The sequence below is a fragment of the Devosia sp. J20-27 genome (assembly GCF_055808595.1).
Genome location: NZ_CM147875.1, coordinates 1,680,115 through 1,706,843, shown reverse-complemented (window position 1 = coordinate 1,706,843; position 26,729 = coordinate 1,680,115). Strand labels below are relative to the sequence as shown.

Sequence of the window (26,729 nt, the reverse complement as noted above, 5' to 3'; positions counted from 1 at the left end):
TTCCCTGAATTGCACCCTTCAGAGCCTGCCCACCTGACGCGACAGCACCCTTGAGACAGACAATGCAAACCATGTGCCAAGCCGAAATCGCTCAAGGCGTCCGAAATACAGACGTTGTTGCAATGACTTATCGGTCGATGTCGAAAATCGTACTTGCCAGCCGCAAAGTGCAGGTGCTTAAAGAATCCACGAAGCGGCGCAAGTTGCATAAATTTTATGCATTTTGCGTCTCGTTGCATACAATGAATGGATAGCCGTTAATGATTGCTGGCTGGACCCCGATCGCCCTTTGCCGTGACGTCCCGACAGGCACGACGCGGGCCGTCCGGCTTGACGGCCGCGAACTGGTGATCTGGCGCGGCGATGAGGCCGCGCATGTCTGGGAAGATCGCTGTCCGCATCGTGGCATGCGGTTGAGCCTTGGCTTCGTGCGCGGCAACGCGCTCAACTGCCTCTACCATGGCTGGCAATATGGCACGTCCGCCAGTTGCGTCCGCATTCCGGCACATCCCGATCTGGCGGTGCCGCCCAGCATCAAGGCCAATGCCTATGCGTCGGCGGAAGCCGGCGGCAAGGTGTGGGTCCGGCTCGCGGGCGACGCCGATCTGCCGGAGATGGCCGAGGACGTCACCCCGGTCGTCAGCCTCGCCGTTGCTGTGGACGGCCTCGATGCACCTGCCCTGCAGCTCGGTTTCGAGGACGCAACCCTGCATCTGCACTGGCATCGCGTCGCGCCGGGCCGGATCATGATCCATGCGGTGATGGAGGGGAGCGCCGACCTCGGCCGGGCCGCAGCCTTCGTGCGCCGCCGGCGCGACGACCTCGAACAGGGATTGGCAGCATGACTCTGACCACCGACAAGGCAGCACTGGACCAGTGGTATGTGCTGGGCGCGCTGGCGGACTTCCCGCCCGGCAGGCAGATCACCACCGGCCTGCTGGGCGCAACGCTCGCCGTGACCCGTCGCGACGATGGCATCGAGGTTCGGAGCGAGGGCCGCGCACTGCCGGTGCGCACCGACCACAATCACCTCTGGACCAGCCTGGGCACGCCGCAGCGCGAAGTCTTTGCCCTGCCCGAGGCGGCAGAGCCGGACCGCCGCTGGCTCTATTGCGGCGGCGTGCGCGTCAAGGCCTCGGGCCTGCGGCTGATCGAGAACTTTCTCGACCTTGCGCATTTCCCCTATGTGCACACCGATGTTCTGGGCAGCGAGGAAAAGCCGGAGGTCGCCAAGTACGATGTCGAGCAGCGGCGCGATGTCGACGAGATATGGGCCACCAAATGCGAGTTCTTCCAGCCCAAGGCAGCCGCAGCGTCCGATGAGGGCCAGATCAGCCAGTACATGTACCGGGTCGTCTCGCCCTTCAACGTCATGCTCTACAAGACGCCGCCGACCGCCCCCAACCGCTGGGATGTCATCGCCCTGTTCGTGCAGCCGGTGAGCGAAACCGAAAGCATCGCCCATCCGTTCATGCTGGTCATCGACCCCACCAGTTCGGACGCCGAAATCATTGCATTCCAGCAGATGATCTTCCTGCAGGACAAGATTGTTCTCGAGAACCAGCGGCCGCTGCTGCTGCCGCTGCAACCGGGCAAGGAGACGCCGACCCGCGCCGACCTGTCGTCGGTGATGTACCGACGCTGGCTCAAGGAAAAAGCCCTGACCTTCGGCACCGAACCCAGGACCGACCTTGCCTAAGCTCTACGACTATGTGCTTTCGGGCAGTTGCTACAAGGTGCGGCTGCTCCTCGCGCTGCTGGGCGTTTCCTATGAGTCCCGCGCCGTCGATTTCTATCCCGGACGCGAGCACAAGGGTCCGGACCTGCTGGCGCTCAACCCGCTGGGGCAGATCCCGATCCTCGAGGACGACGGGTTGGTGCTGCGCGACGCGCAGGCCATCCTCGCCCACCTTGCCAACAAGCATGACCGCGACGGCACCTGGCTGCCGCGCGACGACCGCTTTGGCCCGGTGATGATGTGGCTGAGCTTTGCCGGCGGCGAACTGATGGCGGTTTCCGCGGCGCGCATGATCGGCATGCTGGGCTATCCCGGCGATCTCGAGGCGCTGCAGAAGAAGGGCCGCGCGGCCATGCGCGTGCTCGATGACCATCTGGCCGACCGCGCCATTGCCGGCGGCGCATGGGTCGTCGGCGACACGCCGACCATCGCCGATATCGCGCTCTTTCCCTACGTCGCCCTCAGCCACGATGCCGGGATCGGCCATGAGGATTATCCGGCCATCAATCTCTGGCAGCGCTGCGTGCGCAAACTGCCCAATTTCATCAGCATGCCCGGCATCCCGGACTACTTCTAGACCGACCGGCCGACCGGTTCAGCGGATGGAAAAGCCCGCCGGCACGGCGTCGGGCTGCCCCATGTCGCGCACGTCATCGATCAGCGCGTCAAGCGGCCCCAGCGTGCAGGCCATCTCCAGCGCCCCGACCAAGGCCTCCGGGCCGGCGGCGATCAACGTCACGTTATTGTCGCCGGTAGCGGCAACCCAGCCCGACAGGCCGAGCCAGTTGGCGCGATCAGCGACAAAATCGAGATAGGTCGCGACATCCATACGCCCCGAGATGGCATAGCGCACGCGCACCGGCGCACCGCCTTCGACATCGCTGGAATATTCTAGTCGCTGCGCCATTGCGTCCCCTCTGCCCGAGACACTAGGCGCAATGAAATGTGTTCGCCAGTGCGGCTCGAAACGCTCGGTTCGCTGGACAATGCAATAGAATAGGCGTTCTATCAGACAGAATTTTGGAACATATGATTTGACCCCTTATCTGCTTCTTCTGCAACTGGCCGGCGCCATAGCCCTGCTGCTCTGGGCTGTGCGCATGGTGCGCACCGGCGTCGAGCGCAGCCAGGAGCCAGCACTCCGCCGCGTGCTGCGCCAGTCGGGCGGCGGCCGCGTGCGCGCCGCGGCAATCGGCGCGGTGGTGGCCGTGGTGCTGCAGAGTTCGACGGCGGTCGCCATCCTCGCTGCCGGCTTTGCCGCGTCGGGTACGCTGACGCTGGCCACCGGGCTGGCGCTGATGCTGGGCGCGGATCTGGGCTCGGCGCTGGTGGTGCAGATTCTCTCGATCGACCTGCACTGGTTGACCCCCGTACTGCTGCTGACGGGCGCCGCGCTGTTCTTCAAGGGCAAGACGCGCGAATTCCGCCAGGCCGGTCGCATTGTCATCGGCATAGCCCTGATCCTCGTCTCGCTGCGCATGATCGGCGATGCCACCGAACCGCTGCGCGAGGCCGAGTTCCTGCCCGATGTCGTCGGCTACCTGCGCGGTGACATCCTGACGGCGTTTCTGCTTGGCGCCGCCTTCACCTGGCTGGTGCATTCCTCGGTGGCCTCGGTGCTGCTGATCGCCACGTTTGCCGCGCAGAGCCTGGTACCGCTGGAACTGGGCGTGTCGCTGCTCTGCGGCGCCAATCTGGGTGGCGGCCTCATTGCCGTGGGGCTGACGCGCACCGGCGCCGTCGAGGCTCGCCGCATTGCCTGGGGCAATCTGACGTTCCGCGGACTGGGGGCCGTCGCCGCCCTGCTGGTGTTCCACCTGTTGCAGCCGCCTGCCACCCTCCTCGGCGACAGCGCCGCACGCCAGGTGGTCAATTTCCACCTCGTCTTCAACGTCGCCCTGCTGCTGCTCTGCCTGCCGCTGACCGGCCTTGTGGCCAAACTGATCGAGCGCGTCGTCCGGCCGCGGCCGACCGCGGAGGAGCTGTTCAACCCGCTGGCCGAAGCCACCACCTGCCTCGACCAGGCGGTGATCGGCATGCCCGCGCTTGCCCTCGCCAGCGCCACCCGCGAATTGCTGCGCATGGCCGAGATCATCGAGCGCATGCTGCAGCCGCTGATGGAGCTCTACGAGACCGGCGATCCGGAAAAGATCAAGCAGGCCCGGCGGCTGGAGCAGGCGGTGGACCAGGCGCAGTCCGAGATCAAGCTCTACCTCGCCAAGATCGACTATACCGGCGAGGCCGAGGCACAGCGCGGCCACGAACTCTCCAGCTTCGCCATCAATCTCGAATATGTCGGCGATGCCATCGCCAAGACGCTGCTCAAGCTGGCCGAGACGCGGCGCGACGAGAAGCTCTCCTTCTCGCCCGAGGGCTGGCGCGAACTCAACGAACTCCACCACCGCGTCATGGCCAACATGCAGCTGGCGCTCAACGTGCTGGTCTCCAAGGACCGCGAGTCCGCCCGTCAGTTGCTGATGGAAAAATCCGCCGTGTCGCAGGCCGAGCGCGCCAGCTACGGCCAGCACCTGACGCGCCTCCGCTCGGGCACCGCCCAGAGCGTGGCGACCAGCAATATCCACCTCGAGACGGTGCGGGCGCTGAAAACCATCAACTCGCTGTTCGCCAGCGTCGCCTACCCGATCCTGCAGCAGAGTGGCGACCTGCTCGACAGCCGCCTTGCCAAGGACGGTCACTGAGCGCCGCGCTCGCTAAAGTTCGGGTCGCGGCGTTTACCCAATCTCATCACTTGCCTGCAAGAGTCCGGACAAAGGGGTGACCATGTCTCTGTCCGCCATCTCGTCTGCCACGTCTGGTATGCGCGTCGCCAGCGCCCGGCTCGAAACCAGTGCCGCCAATGTCGCCATGGCCTCGCCGACCGCCGGCATCGACCTGGCGTCCGAGATCGTCGACTCGATCGACGCCCGCACCCAGTTCCAGGCCTCGACCGCGATCGCGCGCATCGCCGGGCAAATGCAAAAATCCGCTATCGATATCCTCGCCTAGACCCCGGACATTTCATGACCTTTCGCAGACCGGCCCTTGGCCTTGTCGTCGCCCTCGCCTGCGGGCTGAACCTGCCCCTGACGCAACCCGTCCTTGCCGCCGGCCAGGCGGCGGCACATGCGCCAGCCGACGATCACGCACCCGCGGCAGACCACGCATCTCAAACCCATGCCGCCGGCAGCGGCTGCGATCTCGACGCCTATGCGCGGGACGAGCTGCGCCGCGCCGCCAACCCCATCGTCGCCAGCGCCATGCTGCCCCCACCCGGCTGCCCCGCCTTCGCCGTAGCAAGCGAAGTGGCAACGACCGACCACACCGCCGCCGCGCCCGCAGCCCCCGCCAAGTCCGGCCACTGACCCGGGAAACACCAGAGGCGCCCCGGAAGGCGCCTTTGGTGCAGATGCGATCGGCAGCGGAAGGCTTTAGGCGGCCAAACCGCGCCAATCGGAACGGGCGTTGCTACTGCCGCCTGGCCGGCCGTACGCGAAGGGCGAGATAGGGCTTACCGGGTAGTTCGACGCCAAAGGCCGCATTGGCTTTGCCGCCCTGGGTGACCGCTCCGTGACGGGTGATCACGGGCACCGGCGCCGGGACGCGCTTGGCCGGGGTGATGGTCATGTTCCAAGTATCGATCACGTCGACCTCATAGTCACCAGCAACCTTGGGCAACCCGAGCGACCAGATGACCGGCCGATGCTCGCCGAAATAGACATAGGTCACGTCGGCCTCGATATCGCGCGCGCCGCCAACGCCGCGCGAGGGCCGCAGACCTTCGATTTCTTCGAAGGGGGTCAAGCCGGTCGTGACATCGTCTTCGATGAGCTGGCGCAGGAAGGCGATACGTGCCGGGCTGGTGCCGTGCAACTTGCCGCCCTTGGCCCACCACAGCAGATCGTCGGGATCTGAATAGGTCTCGCCATGGCCAGCATAGCCGCCCTTCATGACGGTCAACCAGAAGCGGTGGGTCAACTGTTCGCCGGTGATGCTCCCCCAGGTCTGGATGATATCGCCCTCGTAGTGCATCTCGTCATTGACCACCGGCTTGCCGTAGTCGGCCCGCCAGGTAGGGGTCAGATAGGTCTCCGAATGCTGGATGCTGACATGGTCCACCCACGGTCGGCGATGGTTGTACATCAGCTCGGGATTGCCCTGGTGGATCGACTTCGGATGGCATTGCGGATCGTTCTCCTCGATGATCGAGAAGAAGCGGTCCCAGCGTTCCATCGGCTTGACGTCGAGCATGAAGTCATACTCGTTGGCCAGTGACCACCAGACATTGCGATAGGCCGCGATGCGGGCGACCAGGTACTTGAGGTAGCGGTTGTCCTGCGCCTCGGTCCACATGCAGTGGTCCCAGCGATCATAGGGATGGAAAATGATGACATCGGCCTCGATGCCCATCTCTGCCAGCCGCGCGATCTGCGTCTCAAAGTGCCGGAAAGCCTCGAAATTCGGCTTGTCGGGATCATACTTGCCATCGGCCCTGACCTCGAACACATCGTGCAGCGGCTGGTTCTCGTTATAGGGATAGTGCTTGGGCAGCACGCACATGCGCAGTTTGTTGAAAGCCGGTGGCTCGGCCAGCGACTTGAACGTCTGCTCCTGCATCTCGATGGGCTGGTGCGTCCACACGTAGCAGGTGGTGGTGAACGGAAAGAACGGCGTTCCGTCGGCATGACCGAAGTGGAAGGTGTTGCGGACATGGACCGGGCCATGCACACCCGGACGCGCCTCGGTTGCCGTGAAACTCGCGGTCTGGCCGTTGAGCGCGGCCGTTTCGGACTCGGTGGTCACAGTCCAGTCGCCAGGCTGGTCCGGGCTGAAGCGAACCTTGAAGATGCCGTCGCCGTCGTAGAAACCGGGAACGCGGATCTTTCGGTTGTTCAGGGCGAACACGCCCCAGAACTCGGTGTCGAGATAGGGGGTGCCGGGGACTTTGGCCTCGATCGTGTGCTCGAAGACGTCCCATTTGGCGACGGTAGACTGCGATGACATGTGGTGTGCTCCGTTACTGGTCCGCGCAGCGTGCTATGCGATGCGACGCAAGGGTCAAAAGGTTCTAGACGCGATAGTCGCGCGACCCGCGACGATGGAACTGGGCGAGCTTGGCCCAGAGGTCCTCGTGGATAAAACGGGTGTTGACGTTGTCGTAGACGCGGATGGGGCGGTATTGGCCCGAATGGATGTAGTGCATCTGGTCGTCGAAGGTCGGCGCCGGCCGCCAGGTCCAGGCACCCACCTCGGGGTCCATGATGATGCCGATGCACGGCGAGTCGCCGAGCGAACGGTATTCCATGTGCGGGTCAGTCCGCATGTTGTACTCGATCACCTGCTCCACCAGGTATTTGCCCAGTTCGCCGTGCGGATAGACCTTCTCGATCATCTCGGCATAGGTGACGCCCATGGTGCGGTAGGTATGCCGCGGCACCTGCCAGACGGTCAGCTTCGATTTCATCACCACATTGGCAGAGGGGATGTCGTTGGACAGGTTGTACTCACGGCCACCATTCGGCCAGGCCCCGCCGCCGATCCAGACGACGACGATATTCCTGTTCTCGATGGCCGGCTCGAGCAGCAGCGCCGAGGCCATATCCGTCAGCGGTCCGTAGAAAGCGATAAAGAGCGGCCGGTCATCGTCCTTCATCGCCTCTTCGATGATCAGCCGGGCGCCGGGCGAGTCGACGGGCGTTGTCTCGTTCGGCATGGCATGCGCCGCACCGTCCTCGACCCGCACCTGCCCCTCAAGGTTCATAAGCTTGAGCAGCAGCACGGTTTCGTCATGGCTGTCCTTCAGGCTGGTCCGCGATTTCTTCTCGCCGAAATGCGCCGGGATCACTCCATGCAACTCGAAGGAGGGCGTGAGAATCGCCTGAACGATCGCGAACTGATCGTCGCACTCGTTCTTGGCGTCCGTATTGACGATCACCCGTTGCCGCTTTTCGGGTGCGTACTTGACGTCAAAGACGGTGAAATCGGTCATCTGAAAATCCTGTCTAGTCGATACGGCGCAACAGCAGCGCCTGATATGGTTTGGGGGTAATGCGCAGTATCTCTCCGCGCTGGACGCGGTCGGCGATGGGGGTCCGGGTCATCTCCCATGTGTCGAGCAGCACAGCGCTGTAGCCCTGTCCGGGCGGCACCGTGACTTGCACCTCGCGCGGCTGGCTGACCCCGAAATAGCTAAGGTAATAGGCGCCATCCTGCCCCGCGGTGGGGAAATGGATCCCCGCGCGCGGCCAGGCTTCCTGGCCCGGCTCCGGGCCGATCAGTTCAGGCAGCGTCACGTGGTCGAGACTTTTCTTCTGTACCTTGTAAAAGCCCGTGAACGTCATCGGATCGAGACCGTCCGGTCCTTCTTCGAGGATGGACTTGAGGAAGGCGATACGCGAAACGCTCTCGCCGACCAGCTTGCCGCCCTTGGCCCACCAGAGCGTCTCGCTGTCGTTATAGTAGGTCTCCCCGTGCGTGACGTAGCCACCGTTGACCGTGCCCATCCAGAACCGGTGCACAAGTTCCTGGCCAGTGATATTGCCCCACGCCTCGGCTATGTCGCCCTCGTAGCAGACCTCGTCGACCGACACGGGTTTGTTGAATGCCTCGCGCCACACCGCCGAGCGCTCCGGATGGGGGCGCTGGATGCTGACATGGGTAATGCGCGGGTCGCTGTAGTCGTAGGTGGCAAAGCCGTTGTGGACCGAGAGCAGGTGGCCATGCGGATCGGCTTCGGCCACCACACCGATCATCCGGTCCCAGTCGGCGAGCGACTTGCTGGACATGAAGTCGTATTCGTTGGCCATCGACCACCACACATTGGGAAAGGCGGAAAGCCGCGCCACGAGGTAGCGGAGATAGCGGTCGTCCTGCTCCGGCGTCATGCGCGAGAAGCCCCAGCGGTCGTACGGATGGAGGACGATCAGGTCAGCCTCGACGCCGATGTCGGCGAGTTGGCCGATACGTTTTTCAAGATGCTGAAAGTAGCCCGGATCGGGCTGATCGTAGTCGAACACCCAGCCCGCTTCCTCGATGCGGGCGGGCCACTTGCTCTGCCCACGCTGGACGAGTGCGAACGGATAGCGCTCCGGCTCGTTCTGATTATAGCGGTAGTGCTTGGGAAAGACGCACATGCGAACCTTGGTGAACGGCGACGCCGCCAGGCTCGCGAGCGTCTGCTCCTCAAGCGCATCACCCTGCAGGTTCCATACATAGGCAGTGGTGCCGATGTTGATGTAGCGCGTGCCGTCGGCGTAACGGAAGTGATAGGTGTCGGCGACCTTCACCGGGCCATGCCGACCCTCACGCGCCGGACCGACGCTGAGCGACCCGCTCACCTGATCCAGAGCGGCGACGTTGCTGGTCGTCCGATAGGACCACTCCCCTTGAGCATCCGGCATGAAGCGAATGCGGAAGGTGCCGTCTCCGTCGTAAAAGCCGGTCACCTCGATCTGCCGATCGCCCAGTGAAAACCGTGCGCGCAGCTCAACGTCACGATAAGGATTGCCCGCACTCGGCCCCGACAAAGCGAGGTCGAACGTATCCCAAAGGGAGGTACGTGCGGGGGCGCGTGCAGTCTCCGTCACATTCAGGCTCCTCGTTCATATGCGTTGAGTGCACCGCCGGAACGGGGCGCACCGATCTAGGAAACCGGGGCACCGACCTGAGCAGGTGCCGCGATTGTTGCAATCCTGTTGGGGCGCGCCCACTTTTCCCGCGTCGTGGGAATCGAGCTCAACAGCAACTTGGTGTAGTCGTGCTTGGGGTTACCCATGACCTCGCTGGCGGTGCCAAACTCGACAATGACGCCCTTGTTCATCACCGCAACGAAATCGCTGATGTAGTACGCAGTCGCCAGATCATGGGTGATGTAGAGGAAGCTGCGCTTTGCCTCGAGCTTGAGCTTGAGGAACAGGTTGATGATGATCATCCGGCGCGACGCATCGATCATGCTGACCGGCTCATCGGCAATGATCAGGCTGGGGTTCGGAATCAGCGCCCGCGCGATCGACACGCGTTGCAGCTCGCCGCCGGAAAACTGGTTTGAATACTTGCCGCGCACGTCCGCATATTCCAGTCCCACCGATGCCAGAGCCTGCTCGACCGCCTCGATAGCGGCGTTGCCCTGCAATCTCGCAACGCGCGTTGCGGTTTCGTAGAGATAGCTATCGACCGGCCGGTAGCGGCTGAAGGCCTCGAACGGGTTCTGGAAGATCGGCTGGATGGAAGCGAGGAACTGCTGCTTGGGCAGCTTGCTGCCCTTGCCGGCCACAACCTCGTCGTAGACGATGGCCCTCCCCGTTGTGGGCTCCACGAGACGCAACAGTGTCTTGGCAAGCGTCGTCTTGCCGCTGCCTGACTCGCCTACCACGCTGATGATTGCCGGCTCGTCACTCTCGATGTTGAGATTGACGTCCTTGAGCGCCTGAATCTTGCGATTGCGGGTGAAGCTGCCAAGGCGATATTCCTTGTTCAGGCCTTCTGTCCGGAGGATTACTGCCACTGTCCGTTCCCCGTCTGCACGATCTCGGTGCCGGCATAGTGGCAAGCAGCAAACTGGCCAGGCCGGTGTTCAACAAAGGGCGGCTCTTCTGCGCGGCACTTGTCGGTCGCCAGCGGGCATCGTGCCGCAAAGCGGCAGCCGTGCAGGTCTCCCCAGAGACTGGGCGGTGTGCCCGGGATGCCCTGACGCGCGCGGTCATCACCGATGGTCGGCAGGGAACTGATCAGCATCCGCGTATAGGGATGCAGGGGGTCGCGGAAGATCTTCTCCGAGTCCCCGTACTCAGCCGCCTTGGCGGCGTACATGATGAGCATCCGGTGCGTCGTCTGGTAGTGGACGCCCATGTCGTGAGAGACGATCAGAATGGTGTTCCGCATCTGCTCCTGAAGGTCCATCAGCAGGAGCAGGATTTCCTTTTGCACCACCACGTCGAGCGCGGTTGTCGGCTCATCGGCCAGAATGAGTTCGGGCTGGAAGAACGTGGCGAGCGCGATCATCACGCGCTGCCGCATGCCGCCCGACAGCTGGTGCGGGTAGGAGTCGAGGGTTTCGACCGGCAGGCCAAGCTTTCCGATATAGTCGCGCACCAGTTCCAGGACGCGCTTCTTGTCGGGATCCGAACCGGGGAAGTCGACAAACTGCGCCCCGACGCGAACCACCGGATTGAGAGAGTTCATCGAGCTCTGCGGAACATAGGAAATCCGCTTGAACCACTGCTCCCGGACGTTGTCGCTGGTGATCCGCTCGCCCTTTTCGTTCTCGAAGCCGTAATCGATTGAGCCGGCCGACAGCGACATCGGCGATGTCACGTCGCCATAGATCAGCTTCATCAGGGTAGATTTCCCGCACCCAGACTCGCCGGCAATGCCGACGATGCAGCCATCGGGGATTTCCAGAGACACACCGTCGACTGCGTTGATGGAGCCCCGGCCCGTGCGGTAGGTGACGACGACATTGTTGAGACGGATCATGCGACACCGCGCTTGGTAGCAAAGGCGGCGTTAAAGCCGGTGGAAGTGAGGAAGAGGCCGAGAAAGAGCACCACGGTGGTCACGATCGGCGCCACGATCCACACGTAGTTGCCAGCGAACATGGCGTTGTAGCTGAGCGCCCAGAAGATGATCGAGCCCAGCGTCGGGACCTCCACCTTGGAGAGGCCGATGACCGCCAGGGTCGCCTCGGTGTTGATGGCGAACAGCACCGTGTTGATGAACCCGACCAGGAGATATGCCGAGACATAAGGGAAGATCTCGCTGACCAGGATCTGGAGCGTATTGGCGCCCGAGAAGCGCGCCATGTTGATGAACTCGCGCTCGCGGAGGGTCAGCGCCATCGACCTGACAGTGCGGGCACCCCAGGCCCAGCCGAAGATGATGATGACGACCCCCACCGTGAGGAAGGTCGAGCTGCCCCGGATGACAGCGCCCAGAATGATCAGGATCGGCAGGAGCGGGATGGTGATGAACGTATCCACCACCAGCATCACGACGCGTTCGAAGCTGCCGCCGATATAGCCGGCGCTCAGCCCCACGATGGCCGAGATGATGGTGACGCCGATGGCGACCACGAACCCCAGGATCAGCGAGTTGCGAACCGAGTAGACAAGATACCAGAAGATGTCCTGGCCGAGCGAGTTGGTGCCCAGCAGGTGCTCGCCCGACATGGGCAGGTTCTTCCAGTATGTTGCCTGTTCGGATGGATCGACAGAGTTGAAGAACGGCAGGATGAAGCTGCCGATCGCGAGCACGAACACGATGGTCAGCCCGATCATCAGCCGGACGTTGAGCAACCAGTAGAGTTCCCGCCAGGCCGGCTTCCGGGATGGTTCGCCCACCCCTGACTGTGGGGTGGTAATCGCCTGTGCATCCTGGGTCATTTGTGCCGAATCCGCGGGTCGAGGAGGGGGTATACGAGGTCGATCACAAGGCCCGCGGTCGCCACGGCGATGATCGAGATGGTGATGACGCCGTAGAGGACGTTGTAGTCACCCCCGCTGGCGGCCGTGCGCATGATCAGCCCGACGCCCGGATAGGAGAAGATGATCTCCGTCAGCAGCGCGCCGTTAAAGACCGTGCCGATCGACAGGGCCAGCGCGGTGACCTGCGGCAGCATGGCGTTGCGGAACACATACCTCGTCATCCGCGTCCAGTTCGACGCCCCCTTGAGACGGGCGTAGGTCACGTAGGACTCTTCGGTTGTCGCAACCGCCAGAGCCTTCATGCTCAGGATGTTCCAGCCAAAACCGGCGAGGACGAGCGCCAGCGCCGGGAGGAAGGCGTTGTAGATGATCAGCCCGATCTTGTTCAGCGACATCTCGCCCACCGGGAAGGTCGCAGAGAGGGGAAAGATCGGAAACACGTAGGCGAACAGCAGGATCACCGTGACGGCGAGAATGTAGTAGGGGATCGGATAGATCATGATCCCGACAATCTCGAGCAGCGTGGCCAGCTTGCGCGTGTGGAAGTAGCCGGCCACCAACCCGACCATGTTGCCGAGCACCCAGCCGATTACCGTCGTGGTCAGCAGGAGGGTCAGCGTCCAGGGCAGCGCATTGAAAATGATGGTGCTGACCGAGGCAGGATAGTAGGCGAACGAGGGTCCGAAATCGAAGCGCAGCACGACGCGCTCGAGATAGGAAAAATACTGCGACAGCAGGTCGCCCTTGAGGCCATAGAGCTCTTCAAGATTGCTCCGGAGCTCGGCCACCGCCTCTGATGTCAGGCTGCCTGACGAGACTGACTGTAGCTGGCTGATATAGCCGTCAATCGGGTTCACCGGCATGACGCGCGGCAGGAAGAAAGTGATCGTCAGCCCGACAAAAAGGACGGCAAAATACAGCCCCAGTCGTTTGGCAACATACTGCAGGACGCCCATCGATGTATCCTTGGAGGAAACCGGGGTGGCGAGGCCGCCAGGAGAACGCGGCCTCACCGGTTTGCTGACAGAGGGCTTATTTGCCCGTCGGCTCGATGTTGACCAGCGTCTTCTTGAACGAGGACCACCACGTGTACGGAGCAGCGTAGAAGTTGTCCTGCTTGGTGTAGTTCGTCCAATAGGTGCTGTTGGTCGGCACCGTCGTCGGGATGCCCATCAGGTTGATCGCCTGCATGGTTGAGGTGAGCTTCTGGGCGATCTCGATACCGTTGGCGATGTATTCCGGCGAGTTCGTTTCGAGCGACGCGCTCTTCGCCACGATGTCGAAGATCTCCGGATCTGTGACACGCATCCAGTTGCCGTTCAGCGGTTCGTCGGAGTTCGCGTCCTTGACGTTGTCCGCCTTGAACACGCCCCAGCTGTTGCGCCAGTTGGAGTTGTAGACGCAGGTGTTGGCCCAGTTCAGCTGCACTTCGTTCTTGGCGTTGGTCGTCTGCACTGCACCAAACTCGCCATTGTCGACCTGCTGGACGGAAACGTTGATCCCCGACTTCTTCCAGCTGTCGGCGATCGAGAAGCCGAGGCGCTGCATGTTCTTGTTCCAGTCACCCGGGGTGGTCAGGTTGATCACCCAAGGCGAGCCATCCGGCATCGCATAGAAGCCGTCGGCTCCCTTTTTCATGCCGACCGAAGCGAGCAGCTTTTCGACCTGCGCCGGATCGTGCTTCCACCAGCCGCCGCCAAAGCTCGCTGCGATGTTATCGGCCGAGGGAAGTTCGGATTCCGGGAAGCCCTGCGCCTTGAGGGCCGCTACAAGATCGGCACCGAAATTCGGGTCGAAGGGCTTGTACCCGTCGGCCAGGGTGAGATCGTTCAGGAAGGACTGCGACGGCGCATAGAACAGCGGGTTGGTGACCGGCGTGTCTGCAATCGGCAGGGCCGCAACCTTGAACTGGCCGCTCAATGCAGTGATGCCGACCTGCTTGAGGTCGAGAGCCAGGGCCATGGCCCAGCGTACGGCTTCCTGATCGTAGGGGGCCTTCAGCTGGTTCATGTACAGCGCCCACGAACAGGCATCGTTCATGTCGTGGTACGGCATGGACTTCGAGAAGGTCTCGATGGCCGGGTTGCGGCCCTTGGCAGCCTGAATGCTGTCCGGGCTCATGAAGGTGTCGATGTCGTACTGGTTCTGTACGAAGGCGAGAGTACGTGTCTCTTCAGCACCGAAATCCTTGTACAGCACGTACTTGGCCTTCGGTTCGCCCAGGTTCCCCCAGCCGGAGCGCTCCCAGTCGTCGCGGCGCTCCCACAACTGCCAGAAGCCGTTCGGGTCGTAGGCCTTGATCTTGTATGGCCCGAGGGTAACGGCGGGCGCATTGTTGAACGAGACGACATTGTCGCCCTGGGGCTCGAAGATGTGCTTGGGAACCGGAACGAACCGGGCGCCCCACGAATAGACACCCATGGAGGTCTGGAAGTCGTAGGACGGTTCGTTGGTCTCGAATTCGATTGTGTACTTGTCGACGACGTTCCAGCTCTTGATCAGGCTGGCCACCTGGGAGACACGGGTGAACTTGTCGCGGTACTTGAAGGTCGCCGACAGGGTGTAGTCGAGGTCATCGGTCGTGAACTCGACGCCGTCGCTCCAGAACACGCCGGGACGGATCGTGACGCGAAACTTGGTATGCTCGTCGTTGAGGACTTCCGGCATCGCCGATGCCAGCTCGGGATAGGACTCACCGGTTGCGGTGTCCATTTCCCACAGTGAGCTCCAACCCAGCTCGCGGAATCCGCGCCAGATTGCATAGGAGATGAAGGGGTTCTGCGCGTCGGGATTTGCGACCTTGCCGTCAAAGGTCTGCACGATAAGGGTCTCGCTTCGCGGCGTCCCTACATCGGTCATCTCCTGCGCAAAGCTCGTTGTCCCCATCATCACGCCCAAGAGCGGGACCATGAGGTAGCGGCTCAGCTTGATCATTGTTTTCCTCCTGTCGCGACACGCCTTGAGCGAACAGTCGCGATATCTTTCCTCTGGGCAGAGCGCTCAGCGCTCGCCCTCCCAATCTTTCAGCAATGCCGTTCATCGGGTGATCGGCCTTGCCGTCCGCAGCGCTTTTCGAGTTTTTTTGTTTGCTTGCGAATTATAGGATTAATCGAGGATCACCAGACGCGTCAATGCCTCTGCGATAACTTTCGCCATCAACCTTCAGGAATCGCGGAAAATGCAGGCAGAATCGCCAAGGATCGCTGTCAGGCGGTCAGGACTTCGATGCCCTCGGCCTCAAAGCGCTTGCGATCTTCATCGCGAATGCCGTCATCGGTGATCAGCGTCCCCACCAGGTCGACGGGCCCCAGAGAGGAGAACGACATCCGCCCGATCTTGGTCGAATCGGCCAGCAGGTAGATCTTGCTGGCAGCCTTGATCATCGCCCGCTTGACGTAGATGTCGCCGATGGCCGGGTAGGTCAGCCCGGCTTCGAAGGAAATGCCGGCAGTGGCGAGGAACAGCTTCTCAGCGAAGATGCCGACAAAGAAATCGCCGGACTTCTCGCCGCTCAGCGACAGGGTCGGCGCCTTGAACTGGCCAGCCGGCATATGCACGGCGTTCGTGGGATTGGCCCCCAGCATCAAGGCGATGTTGAGCGCATTGGTAATGACGTTCAACCCTTGCCTGTCCGTGAGATTCTGGGCAAATTCAGTGGTCGTCGTGCCGGAATCGATAATGATCGTGTCGTGGTTCTCCACCAGCCCCGCAGCGAGACGACCGATACGGATCTTGCGATCCATGTTCTCGACGTGATGCAGGGACATCGACTGAACCTGCTGCGACACCGATTTCAGAAACGCCCCGCCGTGCTCGCGCACGATCTGGCCTTCGGCCTCGAGACGCTCGAGATCCTGGCGCACCGTCGCCTCGGAAACGCCGAACGCCTTGGACAGGTCGCGGACGCGTGCGCTGCCCTCTTCCTGCAACCATTCCAGGATCTTCCGACGCCGCGGTTCGGCAAGCAGCGCCTGTTTGGAGGAGCCAGGTCGCCGCGCCCTGTCTGCTACTGCCATCGGAATTGTCCCTGTTCGCGCGCGGCGGGCATCGCCACTCCGCCCGCACCTTGGCATCAACTGGAAAAGGATCGCAAGGCCAACCTATAGCGGAGAATTCGACATAAACCGCGAAAAATCGAAACCTAACGCTATTGTATATAGCTCGGTCTGCGGCTAGCTTGCGCTCAAAGCAGCCGTCCATACGGCACACCCTGGGAGGGGACAAACCTTGAAGCCGTTCAACAGAAAAGTCACGCTTGGGCTCATCGTATCGAGTCGTGCGTTCTTCAACTCAGCCTACGCCCCCACTGCCCGCGCCCAGTTGACCGCGGCCTGCGACAAGCTGGGGGTTTCCTACCGTATCCTGCCCATGGATGCGACGCCGAACGGCGCCGTCGAAACGCGCGAAGACGCACACAAGTACTCCAGATTCTTCCGCGAACACCGCGACGAGATCGACGGCATCGTCGTGTCGCTTCCCAATTTCGGCGACGAGATCGCCGTGGTCGAGACAATCGCCATGTCCGACCTCAGGGTTCCGGTCTTGCTGCAGGCCTGCAACGACACGCTCGACAAGACCGACCTGATGGGCCGCCGCGACGCGTTCTGCGGCAAGATCTCGGTCACCTCGAACCTCTACCAGTACGGCATCCCGTTCACCGACACGACGTCGCACACCTCTGACCTCGATGGCGAGGAGTTTGCCGGCGACCTCGATCGGTTCATTCGCACCTGCCGCACGGTACGCGGCCTGCGTCGCGCCCGCATCGGCGCAATCGGCGCGCGCACCGGCGCCTTCCAGACCATGCGCTTTTCCGAGAAGTTACTGCAGCAGAGCGGCATCTCGGTGGTGACGGTCGACCTCTCCGAGATCATTGGCGAGGCGGAAAAGCTCTCCGGCGACGACCCGGACGTGAAAGTCCGGCTGGAGGAAATCTTCGGCTACGGCACGATTCCGGCCCATATCGCGCGCGACAACATCGTCAAGCAGGCCCGGCTCGGCATCGTCGTCGATCGGTGGATGGAGCGCAACGAATGCGACGCGTCCTCGATCCAGTGCTGGACGTCGATGCAGGAGAATTTTGGCTGCGCCACCTGCCTGGCCATGTCGATGATGGGCGAGAAGCTGCAGCCATCGGCATGCGAGGTCGACGTCGCCGGCGCCATTTCCATGTACGCACTGGCACTGGCGGCCGAGGCGCCTCCCGCCCTGCTCGACTGGAACAACAATTACGGCGACGCAGTCGACAAGTGTGTCTGCACGCACTGCGGCAACTTCCCCAAGAGCTTCATCGGCGAGACGCCGGAAATCTCGAACCTGGGCGTAATCGGCACGGTCGTTGGACCAGAAAAGTGCTTCGGCGCGGTCAAGGGCAAGGTGCAGCCCGGGCCACTCACCTATTTCCGGCTCTCCACCGACGATCGGCAGGGCATGATCAAGACCTATGTCGGCGAGGGAGAATTCACCGCCGACACATTCCCTATGGATGGCGGAATTGCCGTCACGGCGGTTCCCCGCCTGCGCGAGCTGCTGACCTTCATTGCCCGCAACGGCTTCGAGCATCACGTGGCAATGGTGCGCGGTCACCACGCCAAGGTCGTCGACGAGGCAGTCACCCGTTATCTCGGCTGGCAGAACTACCATCATGAGACGGTCCCCGGTTTCGCCCCTCCAGTTCCCTTCCTGCGCTGAGGTCAGTCCATGTCTGCTCCCGCACTTGATCGTCGCAACGATCCTGTCGCTCTGATCCGGGAAAAGGCCCTCTGGATTCGGCGACGAAGTTTCCAGATGGTCTATGAGGCGCAGCTCGGGCATCCGGGTGGCGACTTCAGCTCTGCCGATCTGCTCGCAGCGCTCTATTTCGGGGTTCTCCGCTTCGATCCGAAGAACCCAAACGATCCGGCACGAGACCGCTTCGTCATGAGCAAGGGCCATTGCACCGGGGCCTTCTACTCGGTGCTGGCGGCGGCGGGCTACTTCTCCGAAGACCTGCTCGATACCTACATGCAGCCAATGAGCCGCCTCAACGGCCACCCCAACAGGAACTACCTGCCGGGCGTCGAGACCAACACCGGTCCACTCGGTCATGGCTTGCCGGTGGCGGTGGGAATAGCGATTGCCGGACAGATTGATGCGGCAGGCTTCCGCACGTTCGTACTCACCGGCGACGGCGAGCAGCAGGAAGGCAGCAACTGGGAGGCAGCGCTCACCGCCGGTCACCGCAAGCTTGAGAACCTGACGCTGATCATCGACCGCAATCGCCTGCAGCAGGGCGCCCGCACCGAGGATACAGCGAGCCTCGACCCACTGGACGACAAGTGGCGCGCGTTCGGCTGGCATGTCGAGGTTATCGACGGTCATGACCACCAGCATATCCACAGCGTGCTGTCCGCATCGCCCAAGGGGCGCGGCAAGCCGCTCTGCGTGATTGCCAACACGTTCAAGGGCAAGGGCGTGAGCTTCATGCACGACAATGTCGCCTGGCATCACGGTGTCCCCAACAAGGAGCAGTTCGAGCAGGCCATGAGGGAGCTCGTGTAATGGCTGCCGGAGCAGTTCAAAGCGGCTTCTTCGATTGCCGCGACAGTTTTTCCAGGACGCTCGAGGCGCTGGCAGAGGCGGACGAGCGCATCGTCACCGTTGTCAGCGACAGCATCGGATCTTCAAAGCTGGTCAATTTCGGCAAGCGATTCCCGCGGCGGCAGATCAACGTCGGCATCGCCGAACAGACAGTGGTCGCTGTGGGCGCCGGACTGGCCAATGGTGGCAAGGTCCCCTTCGTCTCCGCGGCGTCCTGCTTCCTCACAGGCCGTGCGCTTGAGCAGATCAAGGCCGACATTGCCTATTCCAATGTCAACGTGAAGCTGATCGGCCAGTCGAGCGGCATCGCCTATGGCGAGCTCGGACCGACCCACCATTCCATCGAGGACATGGCCTGGTTGCGACTGCTGACCAACCTGACCATCATCGTGCCAGCCGACCCCTGGCAGACCGAGGCAGCGATCCGCGCCGCAGCGGCGCACGATGGTCCCGTGTTCGTCCGCGTCAGCCGCATGCCGGTGCCGGCGCTGGAACGCGAGGTCGTCAGTTTCGAGATCGGCAGGTCCGAGACACTGGTCGACGGCGACGACCTCGCCATCATCGCCAATGGCACCATGGTTCACCGCGCTGTTGCGGCGGCCGGCACGCTGGCGCGCGAGGGCATTTCCGCCCGCGTTGTCAACATGGCGACCATTGCGCCGCTCGACGAAGCCGCAATTCTGGCGGCGGCCGAGACCGGGGCCATCGTCACGGTCGAAGAGCACAATGTGCGTGGTGGCCTCGGCGGGGCGGTTGCCGAGCTGGTTTCGACCCACACGCCGGTCCCGATGCGTATCCTGGGCTTTGACGGCTTTCAGCCCACCGGGACCGTCGAGTCGCTGATGCAACGTTCCGGCCTGACTGCAGACGGCATTGCGACGGCCGCGCGTCAGGTTCTGGTCAAGAAACGCAGATGAGCGGCCAGCTGATCCTGGCCATCGACCAGGGGACAACCAATACCAAGGCGGTCGCGCTTGATGCGACCGGGCGTATCGTGGCGCAGGCGTCCGTCCCGATGGACGTCAGCTACCCCAGGCCGGGCTGGGCCGAACAATCGGCGACCGCAATCTGGAACAGCGTCCAGCAGGTCATCGCCGCAACCGTGGCCAAGCTGTCCGGGCCGGTTGCGGCACTCGCCATCTCCAACCAGCGTGAGACCATCGTTGCGTGGGACGCGCACACGGGCGAGCCCATCGGGCCCGCCGTCATCTGGCAGTGCCGCCGATCGGCGGATCGCTGCGCTGCGCTCCGGAAAGCCGGACACACCGATCTGGTCGTTGAACGGACGGGACTAACCCTCGATCCGCTGTTTCCGGCGGCCAAGCTGGCATGGCTGCTCGACGAAATTCCCGGCGCGCGCGCCAGGGCCGAGCGCGGCGAGATCCGCGCCGGAACAGTGGACAGCTGGCTGCTCTGGAAGCTGACCGGCGGCAAGGTGCATGCCACCGACCACTCCAACGCATCTCGCACGCAGCTTTTTGACACGCAGGCGCTGGCATGGAGCGAGGAGCTTGGCCGGTTGTTCAACGTGCCACTGAACGTCTTGCCGACCGTGCTGCCTTCGGACAGCCGCTTTGGCACCGTTGCCAGCGGTGCCACAGCCCTGCCTGGAGGCACGCCGATCGGCGCCATGCTGGGCGACTCCCATGCCGCACTTTATGGGCACGGCGTGCGCGAGTCGGGCATGGCAAAGGCCACCTACGGCACAGGTTCGTCGCTCATGACACTCACCGGCAAACGGGTGAGTTCGCAACATGGCCTCTCGGGCACGATCGCCTGGAGCACGACGGATGGCGGCGTCGCCTATGCGCTCGAAGGCAACATCTCGGTGTCGGGCCAGGCCGCTGCTTTCATGGCAGACATGCTTGGCCTTGAAGGTGCCCAGCAACTCTCCGACCTGGCCCTGACCGTCGAGGACACCAATGGCTGCGTCTTTGTTCCGGCTCTGGTGGGACTGGGTGCCCCGTACTGGCGCGACGACGCCCGCGGACTGATTGCCGGCATGTCGCTCGGCACCATGAGAGCGCACCTCGCCCGCGCTGCTTTGGAGGCCATCGCGTTTCAGGTCTCCGATGTGCTCAGCGCCATGGCTGCTGATCTCGGCAGTCCGGTCAGCGCCCTCTCGGTCGATGGCGGTGCATCGCGCAATGACTTCCTGATGCAGTTTCAGGCGGACATCTCCAACTGCACCCTGGCCCGCGGCGAAGCGGCCGAAGTCAGTGCGATCGGCGCCGCATCGCTGGCAGCATCCGGTCTTGGCTGGGGCGGCATTCCGCAGCGAGGGGACATCAAGTCTTTCCGCCCGCAGTTTTCCGAACGCGACCGCAAGCTGGCGGTGGAGCGCTGGCGGCATGGCGTCGCACAGGCATTGGCGGGCTCGAACCACAACGAGGAGTCGGTTGCATGAAACGCCGTCAGGTGCTGGCTGCATTGGGCATTGCCGTCGCCGCGCTGTCGTTGGGCGGCTGCAAGATCGTGTCCATCGAACAGGATGCCAGTGACGCCGCGGCCAACGCCTTCAGCGCACCCGCATATGCCCAGGATCTCTGGGCTTCCCGGGCCATGCCCTACTTCACCGAGAACGCCCACCCGGTGAACGAGGTGCTTGATGCAATAGCTGCCGACCTCGACGCGGCCGGCACCGGGTATGGCTATCGCCCCGCCGACGAGGGATCGCCCTGGTCCTTCGTCGTGAGGGGCACGGGAACAGTCGTGACCAAGAACACGAAGTCGCGGGCAGGCAGTCTGGTCGTGGCTACCGATGCCGCACCGGGGCATCAGGTGACTATCCAGATCGGGCCAGTCGTTCGCGGCAACACCCTCCGGGATGCGTTGCCCTTTGTCTCGTTCAAGGACTTCACCAACCAGCTTGAGTTCGCCGATGTGGGCACTGCCATCACTGCACTCGCGATGTCTGGCGTTGCTCCAAATGTCGATGCAATGGCCGAGGGTACACCAGTCAGCTTCCTCGGGACGATGAGCCTGAACTCGAAGTCCGACAAGATTGTCATCACCCCGGTCTCGCTTGAGAGCCAATGATGAGCTCGGAACCCATTCTGACGGCGCGCGGTATCACCAAGGCCTTCCCGGGCACTCTCGCGCTGCAGAACGTTGACTTCGACGTCATGCCCGGTGCGGTGAACGTCCTGATCGGCGAGAATGGTGCCGGCAAGTCGACGCTCATGAAGATCCTCGCCGGTGTCGAGCGGCCAACGCTGGGCACACTTGAGCTCAACGGCGAGACGGTCACGTTCAGCTCCGTACGCGATGCGGCTGCCAAGGGCATTGGCATCGTCTTCCAGGAACTCAACCTCTGCGCCAACATGAGCGTCACCGAGAACATCTTTCTGGGCCGCGACATCACCCGCGCCGGCATCCACATCGACCGAAAGGCGCAGCGCGACCGGGCAGCGGAACTGCTGGCCCGGCTCGAGCACGACATTGATCCCGATTCACTGGTCGGCGAGCTGATGATCGGCGAGCAGCAGATCGTCGAGATCGCCAAGGCCCTTTGCGAAGATGCCCAGGTTCTCATCATGGACGAGCCGACCTCGGCGCTGTCGGCGTCTGAAGTCGAGGTGCTGTTCAAGGTGATCGGTGAACTCAAGCGCTCCGGCGTGGCCATCATCTACATTTCGCATCGCCTCGAAGAGCTCATGCGCATCGGCGACTATTATACCGTGCTGCGCGACGGCCATCTCGAGGTCAGCGCTCCGCGCGCCGAAGCATCGATCCCCTGGATCATTCGCAATATGCTGGGCGCGGACGAAGTCGTCGCCCGACGCCCGCCGGCCCGCGCTGCCGGCGAGGTCGTACTAACGGCGGAGCACCTCAAGCTGCCACGTCGCGGCGCCGGCTATGCCGTTGATGATGTCTCGGTCAGCTTCCGCGCCGGCGAGATCACCGCGATCTACGGTCTGCTCGGCGCCGGACGGACAGAACTGTTCGAGAGCCTCTACGGGCTGCGCTCCAATGCTGAGGGAACGGTCCGGATCGGCGACCGGAACCTGGTCGGTCACTCCGTTGCCGACCGCATGGCCGCAGGCCTGCTGCTGGTACCGGAGGATCGTCAGCGCGACGGGCTGATACAGAACCTGTCGGTGGGCGGCAACCTGGGTTTGGCGAGCCTCAGGCGCTTCACGCGCTTCTTCTCGCTCTCCAGGTCCGCCGAAGCGCCCCTGCTGCAGGAAGCGATTGATCGCCTCCACATCAAGACCGCCAGCGCCGACGCGCCGATCACCTCGCTGTCGGGCGGCAACCAGCAGAAGGTGGTCATCGGCAAAGCCTTGCTGACGGAGCCGCGCGTGCTGCTGCTCGACGAGCCAAGTCGCGGCATCGACATCGGCGCCAAGGCAGAGGTGTTCAACACCATGCGTGAACTGGCCGACCGCGGTTTGGCGATCGTCTACACGACGTCGGACCTCAAGGAGACCCATGCGGTCGCCGACCGCATCCTGGTCATGGCCTACGGCAAAGTAACAGCCGATCTGGTGGCCGCAGAGGCAACGGACGAAGCCCTGGTACGGGCCTCGACGCTCAAGATCGAGCACAGCAATCAGGGAGAGGCCCGTTGACCAAAGCAATCGCCATACCAGCGTCCAAGGGCGCTGCTGACAACTCGGCCCTGCTCGTGCTGCTCAAGCTGAGAACCTTCATCGCCCTGATCGTGGTCGTGGTTTTTTTTGCCGTCATGGCACCGAATTTCGTCTCGGTCGGAAACGCCGTCATCATTTCCAAGCATGTGGCGATCAATGCCATCCTGGCCATCGGCATGACCTATGTCATTCTCACCGGGGGTATCGACCTCTCCGTCGGGTCGATCGTCGGTCTGACGGGCATGGTTGCAGGCGGGTTGATCGCCCGCGGCCTGGAACTGCCGATGCTGGGCATCGTCATCTATCCCAATATTTTCGAGGTGGTACTGATATCGCTCGGGGTGGGAGTGCTCATCGGCGCCATCAACGGGCTGCTGATAACCCGGCTATCGGTTGCGCCATTTATCGCCACCCTCGGCACTCTCTATGTCGCGCGCGGCGCCGCTCTGCTGCTGTCGGGCGGCGCCACTTTCCCCAACCTGGTCGGCAAGCCGGAACTCGAGAACCAGGGATTCCCGATCATCGGCTCAGGCAATCTCCTCGGCATCCCCTACCCGATCATCATCCTCATCGTGATGGCGCTCGTCGCCGCCTATGTCGCTCAGCGCACGCCGTTCGGTCGGCGGGTCTACGCAGTGGGTGGCAATGAACGGGCGGCGTCGCTGTCCGGGGTGCGTGTCGATCGCATCAAGCTGGCCGTCTACATGATCTCCGGCCTTTGCGCCGCAGTCGCCGGACTGATCGTTTCATCGCAACTTGTTGCCTCCCACCCGGCCAGCGGCGAGACATTCGAGCTCAACGCCATTGCCGCCGCGGTTCTGGGCGGCACCTCGCTTTCCGGCGGTCGCGGCATGATCGGCGGCACGATCATCGGGGCATTCGTGATCGGTGTCCTCAGTGACGGCCTGGTGATGATGGGGGTGAGCGAGTTCTGGCAAATGGTGATCAAGGGATTGGTGATCATTGCTGCGGTAGTGCTGGATCAGTTGCAGCGAAAGCTCGCCGCAAACTCCCGACAGGGCTGACCTGTCACGACGAAATCACGAAAGCCGACGATTCACTTACGACTAACGTCGTATATGCTTGACTTGCGCCAAATTCACACTTTATCGTCAACAAACGAAAAAAATACCAACCATACAAAAGATATGCGTTGGAATGGCGGTCCCGATCGGGACGAATGGAGGACGTTATGAAGTTTTCGAAACTTGCTGCCGGGCTTGCGCTCGGCATGATGACGGGTGTGGCGCTGATCTCGCCTGCAATGGCGCAGGAGCAACTGGTCGTGATCATAACACCAAGCCACGACAATCCGTTCTTTGCTGCAGAAGCACAGGGTGCCGAGGCGCGCGCCAAGGAACTTGGCTACGCCACGCAGGTCTATTCGCACGATGACGACGCCAACAAGCAGGATCAACTGTTTGACACGGCGATCGCGTCCAAGGCCGTCGCAATCATCCTCGACAATGCTGGCGCAGACGCCTCCGTAGCGGCCGTCCAGAAAGCCAAGGATGCCGGCATCCCGACCTTCCTGATCGACCGCGAAATCAACGCAACGGGCGTCGCTGCGGCGCAGATCGTATCCAACAACTATCAGGGTGCCACGCTGGGGGCAGAATCCTTCGTTGAGGCGATGGGCGAGAAGGGCAACTACGTCGAGCTGGTGGGCAAGGAATCCGACACCAATGCGGGCATCCGCTCGAAGGGTTATCACGACGTCATCGACCAGTATCCGGACCTGAAGATGGTCGCTCAGCAGAGCGCCAACTGGAGCCAGACCGAAGCCTTCACCAAGATGGAAGCCATTCTGCAGGCCAACCCTGACATCCAGGGCGTGATTGCCGGCAATGACACCATGGCCATGGGTGCCCAGGCCGCGCTCGAGGCTGCAGGCCGGACCGATGTGATCATCGCCGGCTTCGATGGCTCGAACGACGTCCGCGACAAAATTCTCGAAGGCAAGATCCACGCCACGGTGCTGCAGCCGGCCTACCGCCAGGCCCAGTACGCGGTCGAACTGGCCGACAAGCTCCTCAAGGAAGGCTCGACCGGCATCGACGAGAAGATCTCCATGGATTGCGTCCTGATCGACGCCAGCAACGCTGCCCAGCTGGAGACCTTCCAGCTGAAGTCCTAATCTACCTCCCGACGACGACTGAACCGCCCGGCATGCCGGGCGGTTTTTTTATGCGCGGTCAGACCGCCGCACGCGCTCCACGGTTTGTTTGCGTGGCCAATACCGGCGCTACTTGTTTCGTGGAGAGGAACTGCCACGAACCACGAGCCGGGGCGTCACCATGAAATGCTCCCCGGTCTTTCGGCCCTCAATGCGCTCGACCAGCAGACGCGCCGCCTGCAGCCCCAGCACCTGGCCCGATTGATCGACGCTGGTCAGGTCGTTCTGTGCCAGATCGCAGTAGCTCGTGTTGTCATAGCCGACGACAGCCAGGTCACCGGGGACGGCGAGGCCCAGTTCCTTGGCCACGCTGAGCACTTCGAGCGCGATGAAGTCGGTCCAGCAGAAGATGGCATCAGGGCGGCCGCGACTGCGCAATAGTTGGCGGGCTGCAGCTTGCACCTCGCGCGGGGTTTGCTCGGCCATGACGACTTTTGTGAAGCGTCGCAACCCCGCCTTGTCCATGGCTTTCCGATATCCGGTTTCGCGCCGCTGGGTAACGTGCGAGTCGAGATTTGACGGGACCGGAAGACTGATCATGGCAATGTTGTTGTAGCCGGACTGGGCCAGATGCTGGACCACCAGTGCCGCGCCTAGTTCGTCGTCGTTGTTGACGGTGTCGTAGTGATCAACCGCATCGTAGTAGGCGATCAGCGACATCGGAATGCGATGGGCCAGATCGCGCACCGCGTCCGGAGAAATGCGCGGGCCGATAAAGATGATGCCATCCATTTGGCGGTCGACCATGGCGTCGACCACGGCCTGCTCGGTTGTCGGGTTGGAATAGCCAATACCGAACAGTGTCTGGTACTGCGTGCGCTCAAGCGCGCTGTTCACCCCTGACATGATGTCGGTGAAGAACGGATTATGGATATCTGGCAGGACGATGCCGAGCGTATAGGTCTGCCCCCGCATTCCCCGTGCGGCGGTATGCGGACGGTAGCCGAGCTTTTCCATTGAAGCCTGGACCCGGCCCCGCAGCGAATCGCTGACGCCGTAGGCATTCCGCAGGACTTTCGACACCGCAGAGACCGAAACCCCGGAGTCTTCCGCGACGGTTCGGATCGTCACCCGGTTGTGCTTGTCACGCGGCGCCATTTCTCTACTCCCTGATCAGGCTTTAGCAGGCCTTTGCAACGCAGTCGACGCCGTGCCCAGCCATGCTCTTGACGGCTTTCCGAGAATGTATAACGATACACATAGAACGATCTACAAAGAGAGAC

The 26,729-nt window shown here is 62.6% G+C and carries 25 protein-coding genes; 14 read left to right on the top strand and 11 right to left on the bottom strand.

What is annotated here, in order from left to right:
• The first annotated feature begins 260 nt into the window (after positions 1–260).
• Genes AC0L4C_RS08395 through AC0L4C_RS08385 form a run of 3 tightly spaced genes read left to right on the top strand, consistent with a single transcriptional unit; the run spans position 261 to position 2,315 of the window.
• Positions 261–845, top strand: coding sequence for a Rieske 2Fe-2S domain-containing protein (locus AC0L4C_RS08395; RefSeq protein ID WP_473403174.1), 585 nt, complete (start codon positions 261–263; stop codon positions 843–845).
• The gene (locus tag AC0L4C_RS08390; protein WP_473403173.1) at positions 842–1,699 is read left to right on the top strand and encodes an aromatic ring-hydroxylating dioxygenase subunit alpha; all 858 of its coding nucleotides are present in this window, start codon (positions 842–844) and stop codon (positions 1,697–1,699) included. The genes AC0L4C_RS08395 and AC0L4C_RS08390 overlap by 4 nt, the downstream gene beginning before the upstream one ends.
• Positions 1,692–2,315 carry a glutathione S-transferase family protein gene (locus AC0L4C_RS08385; protein ID WP_473403172.1) on the top strand — a complete coding sequence of 208 codons (624 nt, stop codon included), beginning with the start codon at positions 1,692–1,694 and terminating at the stop codon, positions 2,313–2,315. The genes AC0L4C_RS08390 and AC0L4C_RS08385 overlap by 8 nt, the downstream gene beginning before the upstream one ends.
• Before the next feature lie 18 nt (positions 2,316–2,333).
• On the opposite strand, the gene AC0L4C_RS08380 is transcribed toward AC0L4C_RS08385, so the two are convergent.
• Positions 2,334–2,645 (bottom strand): acylphosphatase, encoded by a 312-nt coding sequence (locus AC0L4C_RS08380; protein ID WP_473403171.1) that lies wholly within the window; start codon positions 2,643–2,645, stop codon positions 2,334–2,336.
• Positions 2,646–2,772: 127 nt separating this feature from the next.
• Here AC0L4C_RS08380 and AC0L4C_RS08375 point away from each other — a divergent pair, with 127 nt between their 5' ends.
• The 3 genes from AC0L4C_RS08375 (at position 2,773) to AC0L4C_RS08365 (ending at position 5,100) form a co-directional block, all read left to right on the top strand.
• A complete protein-coding gene (locus AC0L4C_RS08375; protein WP_473403169.1) occupies positions 2,773–4,437 on the top strand; it encodes a Na/Pi cotransporter family protein in 1,665 nt (554 codons plus the stop codon).
• An 82-nt stretch (positions 4,438–4,519) separates the two neighbouring features.
• Complete coding sequence (locus AC0L4C_RS08370; protein WP_473403168.1) at positions 4,520–4,744, top strand: hypothetical protein; 225 nt, start codon at positions 4,520–4,522, stop codon at positions 4,742–4,744.
• 14 nt (positions 4,745–4,758) lie between these two features.
• A complete protein-coding gene (locus AC0L4C_RS08365; RefSeq protein ID WP_473403166.1) occupies positions 4,759–5,100 on the top strand; it encodes a hypothetical protein in 342 nt (113 codons plus the stop codon).
• 103 nt (positions 5,101–5,203) lie between these two features.
• Here the strand turns inward: AC0L4C_RS08365 and AC0L4C_RS08360 are convergent, their stop codons facing one another.
• The 9 genes from AC0L4C_RS08360 to AC0L4C_RS08320 all read right to left on the bottom strand — a co-directional run bounded on the left by AC0L4C_RS08360 (position 5,204) and on the right by AC0L4C_RS08320 (position 16,172).
• Positions 5,204–6,739, bottom strand: a complete 1,536-nt coding sequence (locus AC0L4C_RS08360; protein WP_473403165.1) for a DUF5060 domain-containing protein — start codon at positions 6,737–6,739, stop codon at positions 5,204–5,206.
• 64 nt (positions 6,740–6,803) lie between these two features.
• Positions 6,804–7,724, bottom strand: a complete 921-nt coding sequence (locus tag AC0L4C_RS08355; RefSeq protein WP_473403164.1) for a nucleoside hydrolase — start codon at positions 7,722–7,724, stop codon at positions 6,804–6,806.
• 13 nt (positions 7,725–7,737) lie between these two features.
• A complete protein-coding gene (locus tag AC0L4C_RS08350) occupies positions 7,738–9,321 on the bottom strand; it encodes a DUF5060 domain-containing protein (protein ID WP_473403163.1) in 1,584 nt (527 codons plus the stop codon).
• A 56-nt stretch (positions 9,322–9,377) separates the two neighbouring features.
• Positions 9,378–10,238 (bottom strand): ABC transporter ATP-binding protein, encoded by an 861-nt coding sequence (locus AC0L4C_RS08345; RefSeq protein WP_473403162.1) that lies wholly within the window; start codon positions 10,236–10,238, stop codon positions 9,378–9,380.
• Positions 10,229–11,209, bottom strand: a complete 981-nt coding sequence (locus AC0L4C_RS08340) for an ABC transporter ATP-binding protein (protein WP_473403161.1) — start codon at positions 11,207–11,209, stop codon at positions 10,229–10,231. The genes AC0L4C_RS08345 and AC0L4C_RS08340 overlap by 10 nt, the downstream gene beginning before the upstream one ends.
• Positions 11,206–12,114, bottom strand: a complete 909-nt coding sequence (locus tag AC0L4C_RS08335; RefSeq protein ID WP_473403160.1) for an ABC transporter permease — start codon at positions 12,112–12,114, stop codon at positions 11,206–11,208. The genes AC0L4C_RS08340 and AC0L4C_RS08335 overlap by 4 nt, the downstream gene beginning before the upstream one ends.
• Positions 12,111–13,112 (bottom strand): ABC transporter permease, encoded by a 1,002-nt coding sequence (locus AC0L4C_RS08330; protein ID WP_473403159.1) that lies wholly within the window; start codon positions 13,110–13,112, stop codon positions 12,111–12,113. Before AC0L4C_RS08330 ends, AC0L4C_RS08335 begins: the two co-directional genes overlap by 4 nt.
• Positions 13,113–13,188: 76 nt before the next feature.
• Positions 13,189–15,090 carry an ABC transporter substrate-binding protein gene (locus AC0L4C_RS08325; RefSeq protein ID WP_473403157.1) on the bottom strand — a complete coding sequence of 634 codons (1,902 nt, stop codon included), beginning with the start codon at positions 15,088–15,090 and terminating at the stop codon, positions 13,189–13,191.
• Positions 15,091–15,362: 272 nt separating this feature from the next.
• Positions 15,363–16,172: a DeoR/GlpR family DNA-binding transcription regulator gene (locus AC0L4C_RS08320; RefSeq protein WP_473403156.1), complete on the bottom strand. Its 810-nt coding sequence runs from the start codon at positions 16,170–16,172 to the stop codon at positions 15,363–15,365.
• A 211-nt stretch (positions 16,173–16,383) separates the two neighbouring features.
• Here AC0L4C_RS08320 and AC0L4C_RS08315 point away from each other — a divergent pair, with 211 nt between their 5' ends.
• From AC0L4C_RS08315 to AC0L4C_RS08280, 8 genes are all read left to right on the top strand, one after another.
• Positions 16,384–17,847: an L-fucose/L-arabinose isomerase family protein gene (locus AC0L4C_RS08315; RefSeq protein ID WP_473403155.1), complete on the top strand. Its 1,464-nt coding sequence runs from the start codon at positions 16,384–16,386 to the stop codon at positions 17,845–17,847.
• A 9-nt stretch (positions 17,848–17,856) separates the two neighbouring features.
• The gene (locus tag AC0L4C_RS08310) at positions 17,857–18,696 is read left to right on the top strand and encodes a transketolase (RefSeq protein ID WP_473403154.1); all 840 of its coding nucleotides are present in this window, start codon (positions 17,857–17,859) and stop codon (positions 18,694–18,696) included.
• Positions 18,696–19,652, top strand: coding sequence for a transketolase family protein (locus AC0L4C_RS08305; protein WP_473403153.1), 957 nt, complete (start codon positions 18,696–18,698; stop codon positions 19,650–19,652). The genes AC0L4C_RS08310 and AC0L4C_RS08305 overlap by 1 nt, the downstream gene beginning before the upstream one ends.
• Positions 19,649–21,142 (top strand): FGGY family carbohydrate kinase, encoded by a 1,494-nt coding sequence (locus tag AC0L4C_RS08300; protein ID WP_473403152.1) that lies wholly within the window; start codon positions 19,649–19,651, stop codon positions 21,140–21,142. Before AC0L4C_RS08305 ends, AC0L4C_RS08300 begins: the two co-directional genes overlap by 4 nt.
• Positions 21,139–21,774, top strand: a complete 636-nt coding sequence (locus AC0L4C_RS08295) for a DUF2291 family protein (protein WP_473403151.1) — start codon at positions 21,139–21,141, stop codon at positions 21,772–21,774. Before AC0L4C_RS08300 ends, AC0L4C_RS08295 begins: the two co-directional genes overlap by 4 nt.
• Complete coding sequence (locus tag AC0L4C_RS08290; RefSeq protein WP_473403150.1) at positions 21,771–23,309, top strand: sugar ABC transporter ATP-binding protein; 1,539 nt, start codon at positions 21,771–21,773, stop codon at positions 23,307–23,309. The genes AC0L4C_RS08295 and AC0L4C_RS08290 overlap by 4 nt, the downstream gene beginning before the upstream one ends.
• Entirely contained in the window at positions 23,306–24,355 is a 1,050-nt protein-coding gene (locus tag AC0L4C_RS08285; RefSeq protein WP_473403149.1) for an ABC transporter permease, read from the top strand. The genes AC0L4C_RS08290 and AC0L4C_RS08285 overlap by 4 nt, the downstream gene beginning before the upstream one ends.
• A 206-nt stretch (positions 24,356–24,561) precedes the next feature.
• Entirely contained in the window at positions 24,562–25,467 is a 906-nt protein-coding gene (locus tag AC0L4C_RS08280) for a substrate-binding domain-containing protein (RefSeq protein ID WP_473403480.1), read from the top strand.
• 108 nt (positions 25,468–25,575) lie between these two features.
• Here AC0L4C_RS08280 and AC0L4C_RS08275 read toward each other — a convergent pair whose 3' ends face one another.
• Positions 25,576–26,604 carry a LacI family DNA-binding transcriptional regulator gene (locus AC0L4C_RS08275; protein WP_417729078.1) on the bottom strand — a complete coding sequence of 343 codons (1,029 nt, stop codon included), beginning with the start codon at positions 26,602–26,604 and terminating at the stop codon, positions 25,576–25,578.
• Positions 26,605–26,729 lie beyond the last annotated feature (125 nt).

What these genes read in the sequence shown, in the direction of transcription:
- AC0L4C_RS08335 (WP_473403160.1), bottom strand. Translation starts at nt 12,114, where the DNA reads ATGACCCAGGATGCACAGGCGATTACCACCCCACAGTCAGGGGTGGGC.
- AC0L4C_RS08390 (WP_473403173.1), top strand. Translation starts at nt 842, where the DNA reads ATGACTCTGACCACCGACAAGGCAGCACTGGACCAGTGGTATGTGCTG.
- AC0L4C_RS08275 (WP_417729078.1), bottom strand. Translation starts at nt 26,604, where the DNA reads ATGGCGCCGCGTGACAAGCACAACCGGGTGACGATCCGAACCGTCGCG.
- AC0L4C_RS08310 (WP_473403154.1), top strand. Translation starts at nt 17,857, where the DNA reads ATGTCTGCTCCCGCACTTGATCGTCGCAACGATCCTGTCGCTCTGATC.
- AC0L4C_RS08300 (WP_473403152.1), top strand. Translation starts at nt 19,649, where the DNA reads ATGAGCGGCCAGCTGATCCTGGCCATCGACCAGGGGACAACCAATACC.
- AC0L4C_RS08290 (WP_473403150.1), top strand. Translation starts at nt 21,771, where the DNA reads ATGATGAGCTCGGAACCCATTCTGACGGCGCGCGGTATCACCAAGGCC.
- AC0L4C_RS08360 (WP_473403165.1), bottom strand. Translation starts at nt 6,739, where the DNA reads ATGTCATCGCAGTCTACCGTCGCCAAATGGGACGTCTTCGAGCACACG.
- AC0L4C_RS08330 (WP_473403159.1), bottom strand. Translation starts at nt 13,112, where the DNA reads ATGGGCGTCCTGCAGTATGTTGCCAAACGACTGGGGCTGTATTTTGCC.
- AC0L4C_RS08395 (WP_473403174.1), top strand. Translation starts at nt 261, where the DNA reads ATGATTGCTGGCTGGACCCCGATCGCCCTTTGCCGTGACGTCCCGACA.
- AC0L4C_RS08320 (WP_473403156.1), bottom strand. Translation starts at nt 16,172, where the DNA reads ATGGCAGTAGCAGACAGGGCGCGGCGACCTGGCTCCTCCAAACAGGCG.
- AC0L4C_RS08295 (WP_473403151.1), top strand. Translation starts at nt 21,139, where the DNA reads ATGAAACGCCGTCAGGTGCTGGCTGCATTGGGCATTGCCGTCGCCGCG.
- AC0L4C_RS08340 (WP_473403161.1), bottom strand. Translation starts at nt 11,209, where the DNA reads ATGATCCGTCTCAACAATGTCGTCGTCACCTACCGCACGGGCCGGGGC.
- AC0L4C_RS08355 (WP_473403164.1), bottom strand. Translation starts at nt 7,724, where the DNA reads ATGACCGATTTCACCGTCTTTGACGTCAAGTACGCACCCGAAAAGCGG.
- AC0L4C_RS08325 (WP_473403157.1), bottom strand. Translation starts at nt 15,090, where the DNA reads ATGATCAAGCTGAGCCGCTACCTCATGGTCCCGCTCTTGGGCGTGATG.
- AC0L4C_RS08370 (WP_473403168.1), top strand. Translation starts at nt 4,520, where the DNA reads ATGTCTCTGTCCGCCATCTCGTCTGCCACGTCTGGTATGCGCGTCGCC.
- AC0L4C_RS08380 (WP_473403171.1), bottom strand. Translation starts at nt 2,645, where the DNA reads ATGGCGCAGCGACTAGAATATTCCAGCGATGTCGAAGGCGGTGCGCCG.
- AC0L4C_RS08365 (WP_473403166.1), top strand. Translation starts at nt 4,759, where the DNA reads ATGACCTTTCGCAGACCGGCCCTTGGCCTTGTCGTCGCCCTCGCCTGC.
- AC0L4C_RS08305 (WP_473403153.1), top strand. Translation starts at nt 18,696, where the DNA reads ATGGCTGCCGGAGCAGTTCAAAGCGGCTTCTTCGATTGCCGCGACAGT.
- AC0L4C_RS08280 (WP_473403480.1), top strand. Translation starts at nt 24,562, where the DNA reads ATGATGACGGGTGTGGCGCTGATCTCGCCTGCAATGGCGCAGGAGCAA.